The following is a 20,538-nucleotide window of genomic DNA, read 5'->3' as shown; positions in this document are numbered from 1 at the left end:
ATCACCATGACACAGCACAACCGTGCTATTTTCCAGCCGACGGGTCAGATCCAGTTCGGCATTTTCTTCCAGGGCGTCAACTCCGGCACGATTTGGAAGGCGTCGGAATCGGGTTCGCAAACCGATTTCGAATCCTTCCGCCGCATAGTCCAGACCGCCGAGCGGGGGAAGTTCGCGGCGTTCTTCCTCGGAGAGGGGTTGCGCCTGCGCGAACACCTCGGCCGCCCACATGCCTTGGACGTCGCTGGCCGGCCTGATGCGCAGACCATGCTCGCGGCCCTGGCAGCGGTCACCAGGAACATCGGACTCGTAGCAACGCAGAACACCACATACAACGATCCGGCGGACCTTGCACACCGCTTGTCCTCCCTGGACCTGATTTCCGGCGGAAGGGCTGCCTGGAACGTGGTCACCACGGACAACGCCTGGACTGGAGCCAATTTCCGTCGCGGGGGATACCTCGATCATGCCGACCGGTACAAGCATGCCGAAGCATTTGTTGAGACCGCCAAACGCATCTGGGACTCGTGGGAGACCTCTTCGGGGCCGGCACGCCCTGTGCTTCATGAGGGCCAGCACTACACGGTGGACGTCACCCCGCGGTTGGCCCGCAGCGCCCAGTACCGTCCCGTGCTCTTCCAGGCCGGCGACTCCCCGGATGGCCGCGACTTTGCTGCGCGCCAGGCTGACGTGATCTTCTCCGCCCACCCAAAGTTCGATGACGCTGTAGAGTTCCGCCGCGACATTGTGGCGCGCTCCGTCGCTGCCGGCCGCGGAGCCAACGCGGTGCAGATTATGCCGGCCAGCGAGTTCATCCTGGCCGCCACCGATCAGGAAGCCCAGGAGAAGAAGGCCTGGGTCCGCAGCCTCCAGATTGGGCCGCAGCAAGCCATTGCGTACCTGGAGCAGTTCTGGGGCCGCGAACTCACTGAGTACGATCCCGATGGTCCGCTTCCGGAGATTGATCCGGCAGTCGAGGAGACATCGGAGACGCGCGGCAGCGGCTTCCATGGAGCGAAGGCGCGCCAGCTCGCGGACCAGTGGCGGGCTGAGGCCAAGGACAAGGGGCTCTCAATCCGCCAGTTCGTCACCTCCCGCACAGCGCGGGTGGACGCGACCTTTACCGGTTCCTATACCGCCATTGCCGACCACCTCTCCGAGTACGCCCGCGTTGGCGCAGTGGACGGGTTCAACATCTCACCGTGGCTTATCCCTACTGGCCTGGACGACATCGTGAACCACTTGGTACCGGAACTTCAGGAACGCGGGGTCTACCCTACGGACTACCGCGGGACCACGCTGCGCGAAAACCTGGGGATTGAGACACCCGTACGATCCACTGAGTCGGTGCCGGCCTGATGTTGGCGGCATTCTTTGCCGGATCATTCCGTCGGCGGGCAGGAAGGTGCCCGGATGTACGCGGGTTCCATCGCGTGGATGGTGGAATGATCCAGCAAAATCGTTCAGCAGTGGTTGACGAGTCGCGAGCAACCATCCACTTGCAGTTGGCGGTGTGGGGCCAAACGCTCTAAACGCAGGAAACTAGAGGAGTTCCTCGAAGACATCCCAACCGCGGCCCACGGGACCATATGGGCCCCAGAGGACTGTGGTGGACGCTCCGGCAGAATAGGTGACCAAATCTCCGTTCCCGTTGATGGCAGCGAGGTCGTTGTACTTGGAGTGCGGAAAACTGCCGAGTCCTGCAATCTCGGAGAAGACATCCCAACCGCCGCTGATGAGGGACGATGGCCGCCAGCCACCAGCGTCATCTGCCGGGTACAGGAAGAGGCGCCCATTGCCGTCTCTTGCATAGACTTCCACGGGGCCATCGCCGTTCATGTCGCCGGCAGTGATGATCTTGTTCATCATCTGCCAGCCTTGGCCCACTTTCGTGGGGGCGAGCCACCCTGCGCTGCCATCGCCGGGGTAAAGGAAGAGATCTCCAGCCGGGTTTCGCGCAAGGACATCATTGGTTCCGTCGCCATTGAAGTCACCCGGTCCGACGATCGTGTTGAAAACGTTCCAACCCTGGCCCACCTGTTGGCGCTCAAGCCAGCCACCCTCGCCATCGCCCGGGTAGAGGAAGAGGTTGCCTGCCGCGTCCCTGCCGAGGAGATCATTGAAGCCGTCACCATCGAAGTCGCCGGGTGAGAAGACGATGTTGAACACGTTCCAGCCTTGGCCAATCTGCACGGGCTCGTCCCACGCACCCCAGTACGTAGGGCACGCGCCCTCGCAACTCCCCTTGTAATAGGTGTAAGTCCGCGGATACAGGATGAGGCGACCATCGTGGGTACGGGCGAGTGGTTCGAAGTTGCCACGACCGGTCCAGCCCATGGCCCTGCTGGAGGCTTTGACGGGCAGTGTTTCCGGGCTTACCTGGGTACCCGTCGGACAACCCGACTGGCCCGGGGTAAGCGGGTAGACCTTCATCGAAATGCGATGGCCCTGGTCTTCGGGAAGGACCCGCAGGGTTTCCCCCTGCCGCTCGGCAGGAAGCGGCACCCCGTCCCTCAACCACTCCAGGGTGATGCCCTCACCCGTGCCGTCGGGATTCCTGCAAGCTGAGTAGTCGTAGTTGTACTGGCGGCGTAATTCCGCGCCGACGTACGGTACGCCGTCGATATAGGGCGTCGGCTGGGACGCCGCGACGGAGGGTGGCGCTCCGGCGGCCAGCAGCCCTGCTGCCAACGCCATGGCCACCGCTGAGACCGCTTTGGATCGTTTCGTGCGCGCTTGAACGTTCCCCACTGTGTTCCCCCCCGGAAGCTTGCGTCGATGTGCTGACGTTACCGCACTTGGGGTGCCCTGGTCAGGGGTTGCGGAACTCAGGGGTTGCCAGCCGCCAGCATGAAGACGTCGATCTGGTCCTCGGATTCCAGAACAAAACCATGCCGCTCATACAAGTGCCGTGCCGCACTTCCCTGCAGCACGTTCAAACGGAAGGGCCTCTCATCCACGGAGGCCGCCATGACGTGCCGAAGTACAGCGCCACCCAGCCCTTTGCCCTGATGGGCCGGAGCCACGTAGAAGTGCTCAATCCACCGGGCGTCCGGCTCCTGGCGAACTGCGATCACCCCGGCATCCACGCCTGCAGTATGGATCACGTAGGTGTGCTCCGGCTGGAAGGCTTTCAGGAAGCGCTCCCGGACCCGCACCGGATCCCAGCGACCCAGCCGTTCGAGGTCCGGACGCATCACCACGGCACGAAGCTCGGCGATCCAGATGGCATCGGAACTGTAAGAGGGGCGCAAGGTGAACTCTGGAGGCACGTTTCCCAGCCTAGATGCTTCGGCACTGTTTCCGGACAGGCCTCATTCCTGAACAGTGGCCTCTTCGCGAATCCGCTGGGTAACCACCCAGCTGGCGAGCACTTTCAATGCGTCTTCCGAAGGTGTGCCGGGATCTGCGGTGTACACGTTGATCCGCAGCCCTGGGTCCGCGGACAACTCAAGGGATTCGAAGCTCAGGTCAAGGTCGCCGACGATCGAGTGGTGGAGCCTTTTCCGACCCGTCCGGTGGTACTTCACATCGTGCCGGGCCCACCTGACCCGGAATTCCTCACTGCGCGTGGAGAGTTCCCCGATCAGGTCAGTGAGGTCCTTGTCGTAAGGATTCTTCCCCGCGGTAGACCTCAGGACGGCGACGATGTCGTCCGCGCTGCGCTCCCAGTTTGCGAAGAACTGGCGTGCCTTGGGGTTGAGAAAGGTGAATCGTGCGCTGTTGGGAGGGGTTGTTTCTTCGGCCATCAGGTCCATGTAAAGGGCTGCGCCAAGTTCGTTGGCAGCGAGGACATCGCCGCGGTCGTTCCGAACCCACGCCGGTGCCGTGGTGATGGCATCAATGACCCGCTGCACGCTTGGGCGCACCGTCCTTGGGCTGCGCTTCCGCCTCACCCGCGGCGCGGCCGTGGCCGCTCGTGCCAGGTCGAAAAGGTGCGCAGTCTCGGCGTCGTCAAGCTGGAGGGCGCGGGCGAGCGACTCAAGAACACTGTCCGAGGCTCCGGAAAGGTTTCCTCGCTCGAGCCGTATGTAGTAATCGATGCTCATCCCGGCCAGCATCGCCACTTCCTCGCGGCGCAGCCCGGCCACGCGGCGGTTGCCGCCGTATGCCGGCAATCCTGCGGCGTCGGGCTTGATCCTTGCACGCCGGGAGGTCAGGAACTTCCGTACGTCCTCGCTATGACTCATGAGAGCAACGCTACGCCGTCAGCAAGGGAGCGAGGGAGGGGCTGGTATTACTTGGAACGCCCAAGGGGGTAACGACGGGCACTCCCACAGCATGGCACACCTGAATAGCGTGGACATCATGACTATTGAACTAACCCTCAACAATGGCGTCACGATGCCGGCACTCGGCTTGGGCGTCTTCCAGAGCGCACCCGAGGAAACCACCGCTGCTGTCGAGACAGCCCTGGCCACGGGCTACCGGCACATCGACACCGCCGCTGCGTACGGGAACGAGCGGGAGGTGGGCCAAGGTATTCGGGCATCGGGATTGCAGCGGGATGAGGTCTTCATCGAGACAAAAGTCTGGGTCAGCGATTACGGCTACGAGCAGACGCTGCATGCTTGGGACAAGGCCGCCGGCAAGCTCGGTGTCGATTACCTGGACCTGTTCATCCTGCATCAGCCCGCCCCGGACCGGTTCGAGAAGACCATCGAAGCGTACAAGGCGCTTGAGCGACTCCTCCAGGATGGGCGCGTCCGCTCAATCGGTGTCAGCAACTTCATGCCGCACCACCTCAAGGAATTGCTCGCCTCAACTGACATCGTTCCTGCCGTAAACCAGATCGAACTTCACCCTTACTTCACGCAGCCCGACGTCCAGGACTCGGACGCAGCAAACGGTATCCTCACCCAGGCGTGGTCACCCATTGGCGGAATCACGTTCTACCCGGGCTGGGGCGGAGATCGACGGAACGTGATGGAAGATCCCGCCGTTGCAGCGATCGCGCGGACCCATGCCAAAACACCGGCCCAGGTCATGATCCGCTGGCACTTGCAACAAGGCCGCTCAGCCATTCCCAAGTCGACCAACCCACAGCGCATCGCGGAGAACTTCGATGTCTTTGACTTCGAGCTCAGCACGGAAGAACTCGCGGCCATCGACGCGTTGGATCTCGGCGTGCGCAATGGGCCGGATCCGGATGTCGCCCGTCCGGAGCGCTTCGCCATGGTGATCCCCGAGGCCTGAGCGCCGAACGCCGAAGCCCCCCGTAAACCAGGACCCCAGCATCACCGCCCGAACCATAGGATGAAACGGACGAAAGGTGCAGCACACGATGGTCACACGTGAAGAAGTAGAAGCAGCGTACTCACGGACGGCAGGCTGGGTTCGGCATACACCAGTGGCTGAGAGCGGCAACCAGGAGCCCTATCACCTGTGGTTCAAGTGCGAGTACATGCAGCACACGGGAACGTTCAAGGCCCGCGGCGCCTTCAACCGGTTGCTCACGGCTCGGGAGAATGGCGAACTGGACCCGGAGATTGGCATTGTGGTGGCGTCCGGGGGCAATGCGGGCCTGGCCAACGCCTACGCGGCGTCCAAGCTCGGAGTCCCTGCTACGGTGTTCGTCCCCGAGGCCGCACCCGCCACCAAGGTCCACAAGTTGTACGCCAGCGGGGCCCGCGTGGTCCAAGGAGGCTCTGAGTACGCCGAGGCCTACGCTGCAGCTGTGAAGTTTGCCGAGGAAACCGGCGCGGTCTATTGCCATGCCTATGACCAGCCCGAGATTGTGGCTGGCGCAGGCGGCGTTGGCCTGGAGCTGCTGGACGAACTGCCCGACGTCGATACCATCCTCGTTGCTGTAGGCGGCGGCGGATTGATGGGCGGCATTGCGGCGGCGGTTGAAGGCCGGGCCCATGTGGTGGGCGTCGAGCCCGAGACGGTTCCCACGCTGCACACGGCCTTGGCCAAGGGAGAGCCGGTGGATGTGGCCGTTTCCGGTGTCGCCGTGGATTCCCTGGGTGCGCGGCGAATTGGCGAGATTGGATTTGGTGTTGCCCGTCGCACTGGTGTGCAGAGCGTGCTGGTCAGCGACGAAGACATCGTCCAGGCCCGCCGCAAGCTGTGGGAGGACTACCGAATGGTGGTGGAACACGGTGCGGCGACAGCCTACGCCGCCCTGCTGTCCGGCGCCTACGTGCCCAAGGATGGTGAGACGGTCGCGGTCATTCTTTGTGGGGCCAACACCGATCCAGCACACTTCTAGCAGGGTCCAGCGCAAGAATCCCCGCCGGTTGGTGTCCGGCGGGGATTCGACGTCGGCAGGTCTGCCCTGCCACAGCGGTTCCTACTTCTTGGGCAGGCCTGCCGGGTTCAATTCGGATGTCGGGATGGCCTCGGAGGAGAGGCCCCAACGGTCCAGGATCTTGCCGTAGCTGCCGTCCTTGATGAGGTGGTTGATGGCAGCCTGCGCTGCCGCAGCAAGTCCGTTGTCCTTCTTGGTGGTGAAGGCGATCTCAGCCTTCAGCGGCCAGCCGCCATTGAGCGTGCCCACTTCTTTGGTCTTTCCATCCTTGGCCGCCTTGTAGGCTGCGGACGCGTTGGGCCCGAACGTCAGGTCCGCGCGTCCGGACTGGAGGGCGAGCTGGGAGGCGGAGTCGTCGTCGTAATACTGGAACTCAACCGGCTTCAAACCGTTCTTCTTGTTCTCCTCGTCCCACCGCACCAGGATGGCTTCCTGGTTGGTGCCGGAGCCGACGATCACGCGCTTGCCAGCGACGTCCTTGGCCTCCTTGACCTCTGAAATGTCCGAGTCGGCCTTGGCATAGAAGCCCAGGAGGTCATTGCGGTAGGTCGCGAAATCGAACTTTTCCTTGCGTGCTTCGGTGACTGTGACGTTGGAGAGGACGGCCTCGTATTTGCCCGATTCGACGCCCAACGGCCAGTCAGCCCACGCTACCGGCAGCACCTCGACTTGCAGGCCCAGACTCTCGCCGATGGCGTACGCGAGGTCAACCTCGCTGCCGATCAGGGTCTTGTTGTCCGTAGCGAACAGGCTCAGCGGCGGCGTCCCACCGGTTGAGACCACCGTCAGTTTGCCATCGGCCTTGATGGCTTCCGGAACCAGGGCCGCGGCCGCGGAGTCCACAGTTACTTTGATGCGGTTCTGTTCGGGCGACAGGTTGAACTCTTTGGCCGCGCTGGAGGAGGCCGTTGAAGAGCCCGAAGACGGTGCTGTCGCCGCCGTTGCGCCCGGATCCGAGCAGGCGGCGAGCCCCAGAAGAGCCGTAGCGGCCAACGCCGCGGTCAGGCCGGTCTTGGCTGCAAAACGTGCCATGGTTTCCCCTTATTTTTCCCAGATTGGGATGTCGGATGCGTACTTGTTGCTGCAACTATCCGGCAGGGCAGGGACCCGGTCAAAGCGCTCCGAAACGCTGGGATACAGGGGGTAATTGCGGTTAATCGGGAGTCGAACGAGGTCACAAACGTTCTGGGGAAAACCGGAAGAAACCCCTCAGCGACGCAACTCACAGAAATAAGCCGGGGTCCGCCGTCGTTGTCGCTAGAGTGCCCGCCAACCAACAGTGCGGGTGCCGCGAAACGTACCGAAAGGCATTCCCCGTGACTGTTCCTCTTTCCATCCTGGACCTGGCAACCATCGGAAAGGGCCAGACCGTGGCGGAAAGCCTCGCCGGCAGCGTGGCCATGGCGCAGAAGGCCGAAGAGCTGGGCTATCGCCGGGTCTGGTACGCCGAGCACCACAACATGTCAGCCATCGCTTCCTCGGCCACGAGTGTGCTGATCGCGCACGTCGCCGCGCACACGAACACCATCCGGCTTGGTGCAGGTGGCGTCATGCTTCCGAACCACTCACCGCTGACCATTGCCGAGCAGTTCGGCACCTTGGAGACGCTGCACCCTGGACGCATAGACCTGGGACTTGGCCGTGCGCCGGGCAGTGACCAGAACACCATGCGTGCGCTTCGCCGGGACCATACGTCCTCGGATGCTTTCCCGCAGGATGTCCTGGAACTGCAGGGCTACCTCACCGGACCTACCCGCATCCAGGGCGTCGAAGCGACCCCGGGAAAGGGCACCAACGTGCCGCTGTACATCCTGGGTTCCTCGCTGTTTGGAGCACAGCTGGCTGCACAGCTTGGGCTGCCCTACGCCTTCGCTTCGCACTTCGCGCCCGCCGCCTTGCAGGATGCCGTGGCCATCTACCGCCGGGACTTCAAGCCCTCGGAACAGCTGTCCGAGCCGCACGTCATCGCCGGGGTCAACGTCACGGCAGCTGACAGCAATGCCGAGGCACAGGCGATCCACCTCGCCGTGAAGCGCGCCCGTGTCTCGCTGTTCTTTGGCGGCGGCCGACAGTTCACGGACGACGAAGCGGACATGGTGCTGGATTCCCCGCAAGGCCAGCACATTGCCCAAATGATGAAGTTCTCCGCCGTCGGTACGCCGGACGTTGTGCGCGACTACCTTGACGAATTCGCCAAGCACGCCGATGCGGACGAACTCATTGTCGCCCACCAGAGCATTGGCACTGAGGAACGCCTGCGCTCGGTGGAGTTGGTTGCCGAGGTTGCGGGGCTTGTAACGGCGTAGGGGCCGGCATCGAAAATAAATTCGAAAGCTTTACGCATTTGCAATGATTTAGGCATGACGCCGAAACTCCACAGGCGGAGACTATAGCTATCCGCAGTGGAAGGATCCGCTATGCCCACGCCCCTAAATCAATCAGCCGCAGACTCTGCGCTGCTGATGAATTCGCTGCCGCTTGGCCTGCTCCGGACCTTGCTCCGGACGGACGCGCAGCAGGGCATCACACCGCAGTTGATGACGGAGCTTAGGGCCATTGCCCGCGTCCCGGGTCTGCTGGTGGCGTGCAACTATGGCGGCACTCTCTGTGCAGCTGAAGGCGTCTCCACCGAGACCCTGCCGCTGGATAGTGCGGCTGTGGCTCTCCGTGCGCTCGCAGCACTCCCCAATACGCATACGGCCATCATTTCCGGCCGGTCCCTGCGCGACCTTGCTGCGGTCTCCAGGTTGCCCGCAGAAGTTCATTTGGTGGGCTCGCACGGCGTTGAGTTCGACATGGGCTATGCGTACACCCTGTCCCTGGCCACGGAAACCCTGCTCCAGCAGGTAGCCACGTCATTGACTGAAGCGGTTGCCTTCGAGAAGGGCATCAGCATCGTTCGCAAACCGGTGGGCGTAGCTGTCCACACCCGACCCGCGACGCCGGAAGTGGTGGAACGCGTCATCTTCCGTTCCCAGCAGATTGCCATTGAGTACGGGCTCTACTTCATCATCGACGGCTCCGTGCTGGACCTCACCGTTGAGGAGCCGGCCAAGGGCCAGGCCCTGGAACAGCTTCGCTCGCGCCTGGGTGTGAGCGCTGCCCTTTACGCGGGCGACGCTTTAAGCGACGAAAAGGCGCTCGCCACGTTGCGCGGTCCTGACCTTGGCCTTCACGTCGGTCCCGGGAGTACGACGGCGGCACACACCATTCCGGATCCGGAAGCCTTTGCGCGCGTGCTGGCTTTGTTGTTCGAACTGCGGCGGGCCTGGCTGTTCGGCGAGGACGCCGTGGGGCTGGAGCGGCATTCGATGATCGGAAACGGCACGTCGACGGCGTTGCTCACCCCTGACGCCAAGGTTTGCTGGATGACCCACCCCTTGCCGGACTCGGGGTCCCTGTTTGCCCATATCCTGGGCGGTGACCCGGCGGGCCACTTCAGCATCGAGCCAGTCAAGGGTTCGCAAGTACTCGCACAGCGCTATGTGGACAACACGATGATCGTGGAGACTCGTTGGGCCGATGTCACTGTGACCGACTATCTTGAGCCTGCGCCTGAAGGCATCACCAGCTTGGTCCGTGTTCTGTCCGGCACGGGCACGGCACGGATAGTGTTCGCGCCCCGGCCGGACTATGCCACTGCGCCGTTCAGCATGGAGATCCGTGGCGAGGAAGTCCACATCATGGGCACCTCGGATCCCATCATCCTCTCGGCGCCGGGGGTTGCCTTCCAGATCAGCAGTGACGGCAGGTACGCCACCGCCACCGCAGAAGTGCCGCTGCAGTATGGTCCCGTCGTGCTGAACCTGCGCTGCGGTGACACTGAGCCGCCCCCCGCAGACCCGACTGGAGAGCCGACCCGGCGTGCCGCCGTCGGGCAGTCTGCCCGGGAGTGGGTCAAAGCGCTGCAGCTTCCCACCATCAAGACCTCGCTGGTACGGCGGTCGGCACTGGTGCTGAGGTCGCTGGTGCATGAGCCAACAGGTGCTGTCCTGGCGGCGCCAACCACATCGCTGCCCGAGGGCATCGGCGGGACGCGCAACTGGGACTACCGGTATTGCTGGCTGCGCGACGGGTCCATGACCGTTAACTCCTTGGTGAGCTTGGGCTCCACGGACGAGGCCGACGGGTTCCTTCGCTGGCTTGGCCGCATCCTGGAGACTGCGCCCGGGCCGGAGTGGCTGCACCCACTTTACTCTGTGACGGGTGCTCCGCTGTCCACGGAAGCGATCGTCGAGAGCCTTCCGGGTTATGCCGGTTCGCGTCCGGTGAGGATCGGAAACGCGGCCGACCACCAGGTGCAGTTGGACGTCTTTGGCCCGATTGCCGAGCTGATTCACGATCTTGGCGAGCGGCGCGGGTACCTGCCGGATGAGCACTGGTTCCTGATGGAGCAGATGGCCCACGCGGTCATTGCCCGCTGGCACGAGCCCGACCACGGAATCTGGGAAGCGCGCCGACCCCCACGCCACCACGTGTACACGAAGGTTATGTGTTGGGTGACGCTGGACCGGGCTGTGCGGACTGCTGCTTTGCATGGTCGCGTGGCACACGAGGACTGGGCGCCGATAGCCGCCAAGATCCGCGAGGAAGTCCTCCGCGAGGGCTGGGATTCATCTGCGGCTTCCTACACCGTGGCCTACGACAGCCCCGATCTCGACGCCGCCGTGCTGCATATCGGATTGTCCGGCCTGCTGGATGTCCAAGACCAGCGGTTCTTGGACACCGTAACGGCTGTTGAACGCGAATTGCGTGTGGGTCCCACCGTTTTCAGGTACAGGTACGACGACGGCCTGCCGGGTTTGGAGGGCGGCTTCCACATCTGCACCACCTGGCTGATCGAGGCATACCTTGCTGTTGGACGCTTGGATGATGCGCTGGAACTCTTCAACCAGCTGGTGGCTTTGTTCGGTCCTACTGGCCTGCTTCCGGAGGAGTACGATCCTGCCTCGGAAACGCACCTTGGCAACCACCCACAGGCATACTCGCACCTGGGCTTTATCCGGTGTGCGCAGCTCCTGGACCATTACCTGGCCAGCGCCGACGTGGAGTAGCCCAACTAGGGGACAGATAACGCTCCTCCCAGGCCCGAGTGGAGCGTTATCTGTCCCCTACTTGGGCGGGGAGGCCTAGGTGAGGAGCAGGGCCACGGCGATCATTGCGGGCACTGCGACGATTGTCGTGATGAGCACGGTGTCCTTGGCAACGGTGACACCGGCGCGGTAGCGGGTGGCGGCCACGAACACGTTTTGGGCCGTCGGGAGCGCCGCCGTCACCACCACGGCAAACAGGGCATGACCGTCCATCCCCAAGGCAAAGCGGGCAAACACATAAGCGATTGAAGGGTGCACGAACAGCTTGAACCCGCTGGCCAGCAGCGTGTCCAGGCGGCGGCCGGCATCCTTCTGCAAAGGCCTCGATCCGTTCAAGCTCATGCCAAACGCCATCAGCATCGCTGGAATCGCGGCGCCACCAATCAGGTGGATCGGCTCCAGAATGAGCGCGGGCACCTGGAAACCCGTTCCTGCCACCAGAAGTCCAAGCCCCGAGCCCACGATCATCGGGTTCTTCACAATCATGAGCAGGAACCGCAGGGGAGTGGTGCGGTGGGTACTCGTGCTGGCGTCCAGGGCCATCAAGTACAGGGGCGTGTAGAACGCGAGCTGGAAGATTAGCAGCGGCACAACGTAGCTCGCGTCACCCAGGACAAAAACGGCAATCGGGATGCCCAGGTTCGCGGAGTTCGCCAGTGAGGCGCTCATCGATGACATCAGGGCTTCGGGCAAAGTGCGCTTCAGCCAGAACTTTACGATGAGGAAGAACAGCAGTCCCGTGATGATGGCACCCACCGCGGTGACCAGCAGCGGGGCGGCAAACACTTCGTGCAGCTTCGCTTTGCTCAGGGTTTCAAACAGCAGTGCAGGGCTTGCGACGAAGAACGTCAACGAGCTCAGGACCGAGCGGGCATTCTCACCCAGGATTCCGCGACGCCCGACGAACATGCCCACCAGAATGATGGCCCAAACCACGAAGAACCCGGACAGGACGCCGATCATGAGGGCGTGCGGGCGGGGAGGTCGTGGGTCACGAACAACAGCCTAGCCACATCGCTGCGCTGAGTAAGCGTTTTCTGGCGAGAGTTCCGTCATACGGACACCAAAAGCGCGACGTCGGCACTCAGGTGAGTGCCGACGTCGAGGTTTGGCTTTTGGCCGGGTTAGCTCATGTGCGCTGCGTTGCTCAGCGCGTGCGGCGGACGCATCAGCCCAGGTGTGTGGCCCTCTGCGGGGTCGTTTCCGAGCTGCAGGATCTTGTTGTCTTTGCTGACATGGACAACCCTGGGCTCGTAGGCGCGCGCCTCTTCCGTAGTCATCTCGGCATAGGTGATGAGGATGACGACATCCCCCACATGAACCTGGTGGGCAGCAGCGCCGTTGATCCCGATCACGCCGGAACCGCGCTCGCCGGCGATGGTGTAGGTCTCCAGCCGGGCGCCATTGGTCACGTCAACGATGGAGACGAGTTCGCCCGGAAGGATGTCAGCCGCGTCCAGCAGGTCAAGGTCGACAGTGACCGAACCGACGTAGTGAAGATCGGCATGGGTCACCGTTGCGCGGTGGATCTTGGACTTGAACATTGTGCGGATCATAATGCGATCAGTTTAGCGCGGCACCCTCATCCGGCGCTGTGACGTACCAGACGTTCGGCGGGCGTCGGCGGCGTTGCTTGTAGACAGGTAGAGATTCACAACATTCATAGACATTCACAGGAGCTGGACAAGGAAGCAGCCCCGAAACATCCTATTTCGGTTGTTTCGGGGCTGCCGCCATTTCAAAGTGGGTCAGGAAGGTACGCCACTTACCGCCTGGGCCGGCTCGTAGCGTTCGAGGTCCGTCCCAGCGGCTACTAGGGCGCGCAGTTCAGGAAGCCCACCTTCCACCACACCCGCAGCGCGCGCCTGAACCAGGACGTTGCCCAGTGCAGTCGCCTCAACAGGTCCGGCAATCACGGGTTTGCCCGTGGCGTCCGCCGTGAGTTGGCATAGGAGCCGGTTCTGCGAACCGCCGCCCACAATATGCACCACGTCCACATGGCGGCCCGCGAGCCGTTCAGCTTCCGCCAGCGTGCGGGCGTAACCGGCCGCGAGGCTGTCCATGATGCAACGCACGACGGCGGCAGGCCGGTCCGCGAGCACGGCACCTGTGTTCCGCACGGCTGCGCGGATGCGATCCGGCATGTTGTCCGGGGCTGTGAAGGCGGGGTCATCGGCGTTGATTCGTGGACCGCCGGCGGGGAGCGCTGCGGCCGCGTCCAGCAGGGAGGTCAACGATTGGCTGAACCCTTGTGCCGCCCAAGCACGTTGGCACTCACTGAGCAGCCAGAGCCCGCCGACATTCCGCAGGTACCGGATGGTTCCGTCCACACCGCGTTCGTTGGTGAAGTTGGCCTTGCGGCTTGCCTCGCTCAACACTGGGCTGTCCAACTCAATGCCCACCAAGGACCACGTTCCCGAGGAAATGTAGGCGAAGTCCGGCACTTCAGCGGGGACAGCCGCTACAGCCGAAGCCGTGTCGTGGGATCCAACCGCAACCACCCTGGTGTCCGCCGGCAATCCCGTTTGTTCGAGGATGCCCGGCAGGAGGGTGCCCACGGTTTCGCCCGGCTGAATGAGGGGAGGAAAGATGTCTCCGGGCAGGCCCAGTGCGTCCAGGAACTGTGTGGCCCACTCTCCCGCAACAGCATCAAAGAGCCCTGTGGTGGAGGCGTTTGTCGCCTCGGTCCGTCGCTCTCCCGTGAGGAGGAAGGCGATCAGGTCCGGGATGAGGAGAGCCTGCAAACCATCCAGCTTTGGTTCCGCCGCCAGCTGGTAGAGCGTGTTGAACTGCAGGTATTGCAAACCCGTTGTGGCATACAACTTCTCCGGGGAGATCGAGGAGTGCACACGTTCCACCGTCGCGCGGCTGCGCTCGTCCCGATAGCTGTACGGCTGCGCGGTAAGTGTGCCGGCATCGTTCACCAGGCCGTAGTCCACGGCCCACGTGTCGATGCCGATGCTGACGATGCGCTCGCCATTCTCACGCGCTACAGCAGTGGCCGCCGTCAAGCCCTTGAGTACCTCCGCGAACAGGGCGTCGAAGTCCCAGCGGAGGCCGCCGTCGAGCTCCACAACCCCGTTGGGGAAGCGGTGGATCGTCTCAAGCGAGACCCCTGCCGAGGGAGAGACCCGGCCCAGCATGACGCGACCGGAAGAGGCGCCAATGTCGATGGCGGCGAAGACTGGCTTCGCGGTTGAACCCTTGCTCATGACGGCCTTTAGCGCAGGAAGGCCGCAGCGACGCCCGCGTCCACGGGGATGTGCAGGCCGGTGGTGTGGGACAGCTCATTGCTGGTGAGCACGGAGGCTGCATTGGCAACGTGTTCCGGCAGGACTTCGCGCTTGAGCAGGGTGCGCTGGGCGTAGTACTTGCCCAGTTCCTGCTCGTCCACGCCGTACACCGCAGCGCGCTTGGCGCCCCAGCCGCCGGCGAAAATGCCGGAGCCGCGGACCACGCCGTCGGGGTTGATGCCGTTGACGCGGACGCCGTACTCGCCCAGCTCAGCAGCCAGCAGACGGACCTGGTGGGCTTGGTCGGCCTTCGTGGCGGAGTAGGCGATGTTGTTCGGGCCGGCGAACACGGAGTTTTTGGAGGAGATGTAGATGATGTCCCCACCCATGCCCTGCTCGATCATGACCTTGGCCGCGGCCTTGGACACCAGGAATGAGCCCTTGGCCATGACGTTGTGCTGCAGGTCCCAGTCCTTTTCAGTGGTTTCCAGCAGCGGCTTGGAGATGGACAGGCCGGCGTTGTTGACCACCAGGTCCAGGCCACCGAACGCGAGGACGGCTTCCTGGATCGCTGCTGCGATCTGGGCTTCGTCGGTCACGTCAGCCTGGACGCCGATGGCGACGTCGGGTCCGCCCAGTTCCGCGGCGACGGCCTGGGCGTTCTCAAGGTTCAGGTCGGCAATCACTACGCACGCGCCGTCGGACGCCAAACGCGTGGCGATGGCCTTGCCGATGCCCGACGCCGCACCGGTCACCAGTGCGATGCGGGTGGCGTGGGACTTGGGCTTTGGCATGCGGGCGAGCTTGGCTTCCTCCAAGGCCCAGTATTCGATGCGGAACTTCTCGGATTCCTCGATCGGCGCGTAGGTGGAGATCGACTCGGCACCACGCATCACATTGATGGCGTTGATGTAGAACTCGCCAGCCACGCGGGCGGTCTGCTTGTCCTTGCCGAAGGAGAACATGCCGACGCCGGGAATCAGCACGATTGCCGGGTCCGCCCCGCGCAATGCCGGGCTATCGGCGTCGGCGTGGCGGTCGTAGTACGCCTGATAGTCCTCGCGGTAGTCCGCGTGCAGGTCCTTCAAGCGGTTGACGGAATCCTCGATCGAGGCATCGGCGGGCAGGTCCAGGACCAGCGGCTTGACCTTGGTGCGCAGGAAATGGTCAGGGCAGGAGGTGCCCAGCGCGCCGAGGCGCGGGTGCTCTTCCGCGGCGAGGAATTCAAGCACGACGGCGTCATCACTGAAGTGCCCCAGCTGCGGTTTGTCCGTGGAGGCCAGGCCGCGGATCACCGGAGCGAGGGCGGCTGCCTTGGCTTTGCGTTCGGCCTCGGGCAGTGCGCCGTAGCCGGGGAGCTTCGCGCCGAAGGGCTCTGCCTTGCCGTTCTCCGCGATGAACTTCTCTGCCTGATCGATGATCCACAGCGAGTTGGCCTCAGCCTCTTCACTCGTGGCACCCCAGGCGGTGATGCCGTGGCCACCGAGGATGGTGCCGATGGCCTGCGGGTTCGCTTCCTTGATCGCGGCGATGTCCAAGCCGAGCTGGAAACCGGGGCGACGCCAGGGAACCCACACAACCTTCTCGCCGAATACCTTCGAGGTCAGCGCTTCGCCGTCCACCGCCGTCGCAATCGCGATGCCCGAATCGGGGTGCAGGTGATCAACATGCGCAGCGTCCACCAGGCCGTGCATGGCAGTATCGATCGACGGCGCAGCGCCCCCCTTGCCGTGCAGGCAGTAATCGAAGGCGGCCACCATTTCGTCTTCACGCTCGACGCCGGGGTAAACGGACTTCAGTGCCTGCAGCCGGTCCAGCCGGAGTACCGCCAGATTTTCGGCCTTCAGCGTGCCGAGGTCACCACCGGAGCCCTTGACCCAGAGGAGCTCGACGTCCTGGCCCGTGACCGGGTCCTTCTCGGTGCCCTTGGCGGAGGTGTTGCCGCCGGCGAAGTTGGTGTTCCGCTTGTCCGCACCGAGGCGGTTGGAGCGGGAAATCAGTTGCTGTACGGACTCATTAGCTGTGTTGGTCATTTGTTATGCGCCCCATCCGGCTTGCTGGCCGCCTGCGCGGTCCTCGTTGATCTTCTTCTGGTAGCCACTGGCCTTGTAGGCAGCGATCGGGTCGGCAGGTAGGCCGCGGGACTCACGCCACTCCGCAAGGACAGGGCGGACGTCGGTGTAGAAGGCATCATTGAAGATGCCGTTTGCGGCCAGGACATCCCCGGCACGCTGGGCCTCTGACAATGCTGCGGTATCCACGAGCAGTGCGCGGGCCGTCATTTCCTGGACGTTCAGGACCGAGCGGATCTGGCCCGGGATCTTCTCTTCCAGGTTGTGGCACTGGTCCAGCATCAGGGCAACGCCTGAATCCTTCCCGAAACCGCCGCCGCGGATCACCTCGTGCATGATGCGGAACAGCTGGAACGGATCAGCCGCGCCCACGATGAGGTCGTCATCGGCGTAGAAACGGGAGTTGAAGTCGAACGAGCCGAGCTTGCCCAGACGAAGGAGCTGCATGACGATGAACTCGATGTTGGTCCCTGGAGCGTGGTGGCCGGTGTCCAGGCAGACGAAGGCCTTCTCGCCGAGGGCAAGGGTCTGGGCGTAGGACGTGCCCCAGTCCGGAACATCGGTGTGATAGAAAGCCGGCTCGAAGAACTTGTACTCCAGGACCAGCCGTTGCTCGTCGCCGAGGGCTGCGTAGATCTCCTGGAGGGATTCCGCGAGGCGATCCTGGCGGCCGCGCATATCGTCCTGGCCGGGGTAGTTGGTGCCGTCGGCCAACCAGATCTTCAGGTCCTTTGATCCGGTGGCATCCATGATCTGGATGCACTCAAGATGGTGGTCGATCGCCCGGCGGCGCACAGACTCCTTGGACGAGGTCAGGGAACCGAATTTGTACTCGTCGTCCTGGAACGTGTTGGAGTTGATGGTGCCCAGTCCAACGCCCAGTCCTGCCGCGTATTCGCGCAGCGCAGAGTAGTCATCAACCTTGTCCCACGGAATGTGCAGTGCAACGGTGGGCGCCAGGCCCGTCAGCTCGTGGACCTTGGCGGCGTCGGCGATCTTTTCCTGGACGGTGCGGGGTGTACCTGGAGTGCCGAAGACCTTGAACCGGGTCCCCGAATTTCCGTAGGCCCAGGATGGCACTTCAATGGCCAGTTCTCCCAAGCGGCCCAGGGCCGATTCTGTGGTGTTCATGCTTGTTCCTTCTGGTGGGTTGCGACAGTGCTGGCCTTGGCCAGTTGATCCTCAAGATTGAAAACTTCTTCGACGATTTCGAATCCCTGGTCCGGAGGCAGGTCGCTGTTCGAGAACAGGGTTGCCATTTCGGCCTGCCAGCGGGCGTTGACGTCGGTCATGACCATCCGGGCTTGCGCGGCCTGGTAGTCGTCACATTCCAGGTATCCGATCAGTTGCCCGTCGGGAGCCAGGAACAGCGAGTAGTTATTCCATCCCGCGTCCTTGAGGGCGTGCAGCATTTCCGGCCAAACGGCTGCGTGCCGGCGCTTGTATTCGTCTATCAGCTCCGGCTGGACGGAAGAGCGGAAACAGACCCTCATGTGCGGTTCTCCAGGTCACTCGTCTTTGAATCGTTTCATTTGTTACGATTCAAACTACCCTCGTGAGAAGGAGGGTGTCAAGGCGTTTCCTGTATATCGATGACAACCGGCGGAGATTGGAAAGCATGTCCCAAACAGCGAGCATCAAAGACGTTGCCACCCACGCACAAGTGGCCGTGGGAACTGTTTCCAACGTGCTGAACTATCCGGACCGCGTATCGCAAAGGACCAAGGAGCGAGTCCTCAAATCCATCGCCGAACTCGGCTTCGTCCGCAACGACGCCGCACGCCAACTCCGCGCAGGGCAGAGCCGAACCATCGGACTGATCGTACTGGACGTGGGCAACCCGTTCTTCTCCTCCTTGGCTCGCGCGGCGGAAGATGCGGCGACAGCCCTGGGCAGCGTCGTGCTGGTGGGGGACAGCGGCCAGGACGCTTCCCGGGAAGTCCATTACATGGACCTGTTCCAGGAACAGCGGGTCCAGGGCCTGCTGATCTCGCCCGTAGGGGACGTTGGGGATCGGATCGATACGCTGCGTGAACGCGGCGTGCCAACCGTCCTGGTGGACCAACTCGCCGACACCGAGCGGTGCAGCTCAGTCTCCGTGGATGACGAAGAAGGCGGATATCTTGCCGCCCAGCACCTGCTGGACACGGGCCGCCGTCGTCTGGCTTTTGTTGGTACCCCATCAATTCGCCAGGTAGCCAACCGACTCAACGGCGCGCAGCGGGCCGTCGCAGAAGTAGCTGGGGCGACCATCGAGGTCCTGGATTCCGCAGGGCAGACCGTCCTTGCGGGGCGCCAAGTGGGCAACGATTTGGTGGAGCGGTCTCCGGACGAAAGGCCCGAAGCCGTGTTCTGTTCCAACGACCTCCTGGCGCTCGGCGTCATGCAGTCCGTGACCATGCTCCGGACTATCAAGATCCCCGAGGATATTGCCCTGATTGGCTACGACGACATCGACTTCGCCGTCTCCGCCGTCGTACCCTTGTCCTCCATCCGCCAGCCCACCGAGGCCTTGGGCCGCACCGCGATCGAGTTGCTGGCGGAGGAGCAGGAAAGCGGCGGAACCAAACACCGGGCCGTGGTGTTCACGCCGGAGCTCGTGGTGCGTCAAAGCACGTCCGGCACGCCCAAGTAGGTCGCAGCAGTGCGCGTTTTGAACGCGCTGAATCATGCTGTGATCGCAACACCTGATTATTGAAGGGTGTCGATTGCCATGGTGAAGTTTACGAATCGTTTGGTTGCTGAGGTTGTTCAGTCTTTCTGGCAGCAGGTTTCCGACGGCGCGCGTTTCGAAGATGCAGGTGCGTCCGTCGGGTGGTCCGTGACGACGGTCCGCCGTGAGCTGAGGTCCTCGGGAGGGGTCCGGCCCCGCAGGGGCCGGGCCCTGACCGGCCGTTCCCTGTCTTTCGAGGAGCGGGAGTTGATCTCCTTATGGCGGGGCAAGGAATCGGTCCGTGAGATCGCCAGACGGTTGGGCCGGTCCCCGTCAACGATCTCCCGGGAGCTGCGGCGGAACGCTGACAAGGTCTTTTTCTACCGGGCTACCACCGCCCATGCTCGTGCCCACGCCCGGGCAGCTCGGCCCAAGACCGCTAAGCTCAACAGCAACCAAACCCTGCGCGAGGAAGTCGAAAAGCGGCTCGGCAAGAAAGACTCACCGGTCCAGATCGCCGGCAGACTCCGCAAGGACTTCCCGAACAACCCGGAGATGTGGGTGTCACACGAGACCATCTACCAGTCCCTCTATCTTGAGTCCCGGGGCGGACTGAAGCGGGAACTGGTCAAGAACCTGCGCACCGGCCGGACCCTGCGCAAACCCCAACGCCGCCCCGACGAACGCCGCGGCAGAATCCAGGACAAGGTCATGATCGCCGACCGCCCCGCGGAGGTCGAAGACCGTGCCGTGCCAGGACATTGGGAAGGCGACTTGATCGTAGGCAAGGACGGGAAAACCGCCATCGGCACCGTAGTGGAGCGCACGACCGGGTTCGTGATGCTCCTCCATGTCCCGACCGGAGAAAACCGTGCGGAGTCCGTTCGGGATGGGCTGATCCGCAAAATGGGCGCCCTTCCCGAGGAACTGAGGCCCTCCCTGACCTGGGACCAAGGCACCGAGATGCGCAGGCACAAGGAAGTGAAGATCGCAGCCGATATCGATATCTACTTCTGCGATCCCCACTCACCTTGGCAACGCGGCTCGAACGAGAACACCAACGGGCTCCTGCGCCAGTACTTCCCCAAAGGCTCAGACCTAAGCATCTACAGCCAAACAGACCTCGACTACGTCGCCCACGAACTCAACGACAGACCCCGCCAACGATTCGACTTCTGCACCCCCAATGAGATGATCAGAACCTTCCTGTTGCGATAACCGCTAGAAACCGCCC

17 protein-coding genes are annotated in these 20,538 nt (G+C 63.1%); 7 read left to right on the top strand and 10 right to left on the bottom strand.

Going from position 1 to position 20,538, the window contains the following annotated elements:
- The first annotated feature begins 6 nt into the window (after positions 1-6).
- Complete coding sequence (locus VUN82_22585) at positions 7-1,359, top strand: NtaA/DmoA family FMN-dependent monooxygenase (protein ID XAS71832.1); 1,353 nt, start codon at positions 7-9, stop codon at positions 1,357-1,359.
- 183 nt (positions 1,360-1,542) lie between these two features.
- Here the strand turns inward: VUN82_22585 and VUN82_22580 are convergent, their stop codons facing one another.
- The 3 genes from VUN82_22580 to VUN82_22570 all read right to left on the bottom strand — a co-directional run bounded on the left by VUN82_22580 (position 1,543) and on the right by VUN82_22570 (position 4,190).
- Positions 1,543-2,697: a VCBS repeat-containing protein gene (locus tag VUN82_22580; GenBank protein ID XAS71831.1), complete on the bottom strand. Its 1,155-nt coding sequence runs from the start codon at positions 2,695-2,697 to the stop codon at positions 1,543-1,545.
- Between the two features lie 131 nt (positions 2,698-2,828).
- The gene (locus tag VUN82_22575; protein ID XAS71830.1) at positions 2,829-3,272 is read right to left on the bottom strand and encodes a GNAT family N-acetyltransferase; all 444 of its coding nucleotides are present in this window, start codon (positions 3,270-3,272) and stop codon (positions 2,829-2,831) included.
- A 42-nt stretch (positions 3,273-3,314) separates the two neighbouring features.
- Positions 3,315-4,190, bottom strand: coding sequence for a helix-turn-helix transcriptional regulator (locus tag VUN82_22570; protein XAS71829.1), 876 nt, complete (start codon positions 4,188-4,190; stop codon positions 3,315-3,317).
- Between the two features lie 118 nt (positions 4,191-4,308).
- Between VUN82_22570 and VUN82_22565 the strand changes: the two genes are divergently transcribed.
- Together VUN82_22565 and VUN82_22560 are read left to right on the top strand one after the other, a co-directional pair.
- A complete protein-coding gene (locus VUN82_22565) occupies positions 4,309-5,196 on the top strand; it encodes an aldo/keto reductase (GenBank protein XAS71828.1) in 888 nt (295 codons plus the stop codon).
- A gap of 88 nt (positions 5,197-5,284) precedes the next feature.
- Positions 5,285-6,214 carry a threonine/serine dehydratase gene (locus VUN82_22560; GenBank protein XAS71827.1) on the top strand — a complete coding sequence of 310 codons (930 nt, stop codon included), beginning with the start codon at positions 5,285-5,287 and terminating at the stop codon, positions 6,212-6,214.
- A gap of 81 nt (positions 6,215-6,295) precedes the next feature.
- Here VUN82_22560 and VUN82_22555 read toward each other — a convergent pair whose 3' ends face one another.
- The gene (locus VUN82_22555) at positions 6,296-7,285 is read right to left on the bottom strand and encodes an ABC transporter substrate-binding protein (GenBank protein ID XAS71826.1); all 990 of its coding nucleotides are present in this window, start codon (positions 7,283-7,285) and stop codon (positions 6,296-6,298) included.
- A 284-nt stretch (positions 7,286-7,569) separates the two neighbouring features.
- Here VUN82_22555 and VUN82_22550 point away from each other — a divergent pair, with 284 nt between their 5' ends.
- Positions 7,570-8,559, top strand: coding sequence for an LLM class flavin-dependent oxidoreductase (locus VUN82_22550; protein XAS71825.1), 990 nt, complete (start codon positions 7,570-7,572; stop codon positions 8,557-8,559).
- A 111-nt stretch (positions 8,560-8,670) separates the two neighbouring features.
- A complete protein-coding gene (locus tag VUN82_22545) occupies positions 8,671-11,307 on the top strand; it encodes a trehalase-like domain-containing protein (GenBank protein ID XAS71824.1) in 2,637 nt (878 codons plus the stop codon).
- A gap of 75 nt (positions 11,308-11,382) precedes the next feature.
- Here VUN82_22545 and VUN82_22540 read toward each other — a convergent pair whose 3' ends face one another.
- From VUN82_22540 to VUN82_22515, 6 genes are all read right to left on the bottom strand, one after another.
- Complete coding sequence (locus tag VUN82_22540; protein ID XAS71823.1) at positions 11,383-12,309, bottom strand: AEC family transporter; 927 nt, start codon at positions 12,307-12,309, stop codon at positions 11,383-11,385.
- A 161-nt stretch (positions 12,310-12,470) separates the two neighbouring features.
- Complete coding sequence (panD, locus tag VUN82_22535) at positions 12,471-12,902, bottom strand: aspartate 1-decarboxylase (protein ID XAS71822.1); 432 nt, start codon at positions 12,900-12,902, stop codon at positions 12,471-12,473.
- 192 nt (positions 12,903-13,094) lie between these two features.
- A complete protein-coding gene (locus VUN82_22530; GenBank protein XAS71821.1) occupies positions 13,095-14,558 on the bottom strand; it encodes a rhamnulokinase family protein in 1,464 nt (487 codons plus the stop codon).
- A gap of 8 nt (positions 14,559-14,566) precedes the next feature.
- Positions 14,567-16,612: a bifunctional aldolase/short-chain dehydrogenase gene (locus VUN82_22525; protein ID XAS71820.1), complete on the bottom strand. Its 2,046-nt coding sequence runs from the start codon at positions 16,610-16,612 to the stop codon at positions 14,567-14,569.
- Between the two features lie 3 nt (positions 16,613-16,615).
- Positions 16,616-17,782 carry an L-rhamnose isomerase gene (rhaI, locus tag VUN82_22520; protein ID XAS71819.1) on the bottom strand — a complete coding sequence of 389 codons (1,167 nt, stop codon included), beginning with the start codon at positions 17,780-17,782 and terminating at the stop codon, positions 16,616-16,618.
- Positions 17,779-18,144, bottom strand: coding sequence for an L-rhamnose mutarotase (locus tag VUN82_22515; GenBank protein XAS71818.1), 366 nt, complete (start codon positions 18,142-18,144; stop codon positions 17,779-17,781). Before VUN82_22515 ends, rhaI begins: the two co-directional genes overlap by 4 nt.
- Before the next feature lie 125 nt (positions 18,145-18,269).
- Between VUN82_22515 and VUN82_22510 the strand changes: the two genes are divergently transcribed.
- Together VUN82_22510 and VUN82_22505 are read left to right on the top strand one after the other, a co-directional pair.
- A complete protein-coding gene (locus tag VUN82_22510) occupies positions 18,270-19,286 on the top strand; it encodes a LacI family DNA-binding transcriptional regulator (protein XAS71817.1) in 1,017 nt (338 codons plus the stop codon).
- A 78-nt stretch (positions 19,287-19,364) separates the two neighbouring features.
- Positions 19,365-20,522: an IS30 family transposase gene (locus VUN82_22505; protein ID XAS71816.1), complete on the top strand. Its 1,158-nt coding sequence runs from the start codon at positions 19,365-19,367 to the stop codon at positions 20,520-20,522.
- Positions 20,523-20,538 lie beyond the last annotated feature (16 nt).

This window comes from Micrococcaceae bacterium Sec5.1, from assembly GCA_039636795.1.
In the GTDB taxonomy this organism is placed as follows: domain Bacteria; phylum Actinomycetota; class Actinomycetes; order Actinomycetales; family Micrococcaceae; genus Arthrobacter.
The sequence above is the reverse complement of the archived record's forward strand: the minus strand, read 5'-3'. Positions and strand labels throughout refer to the sequence as shown.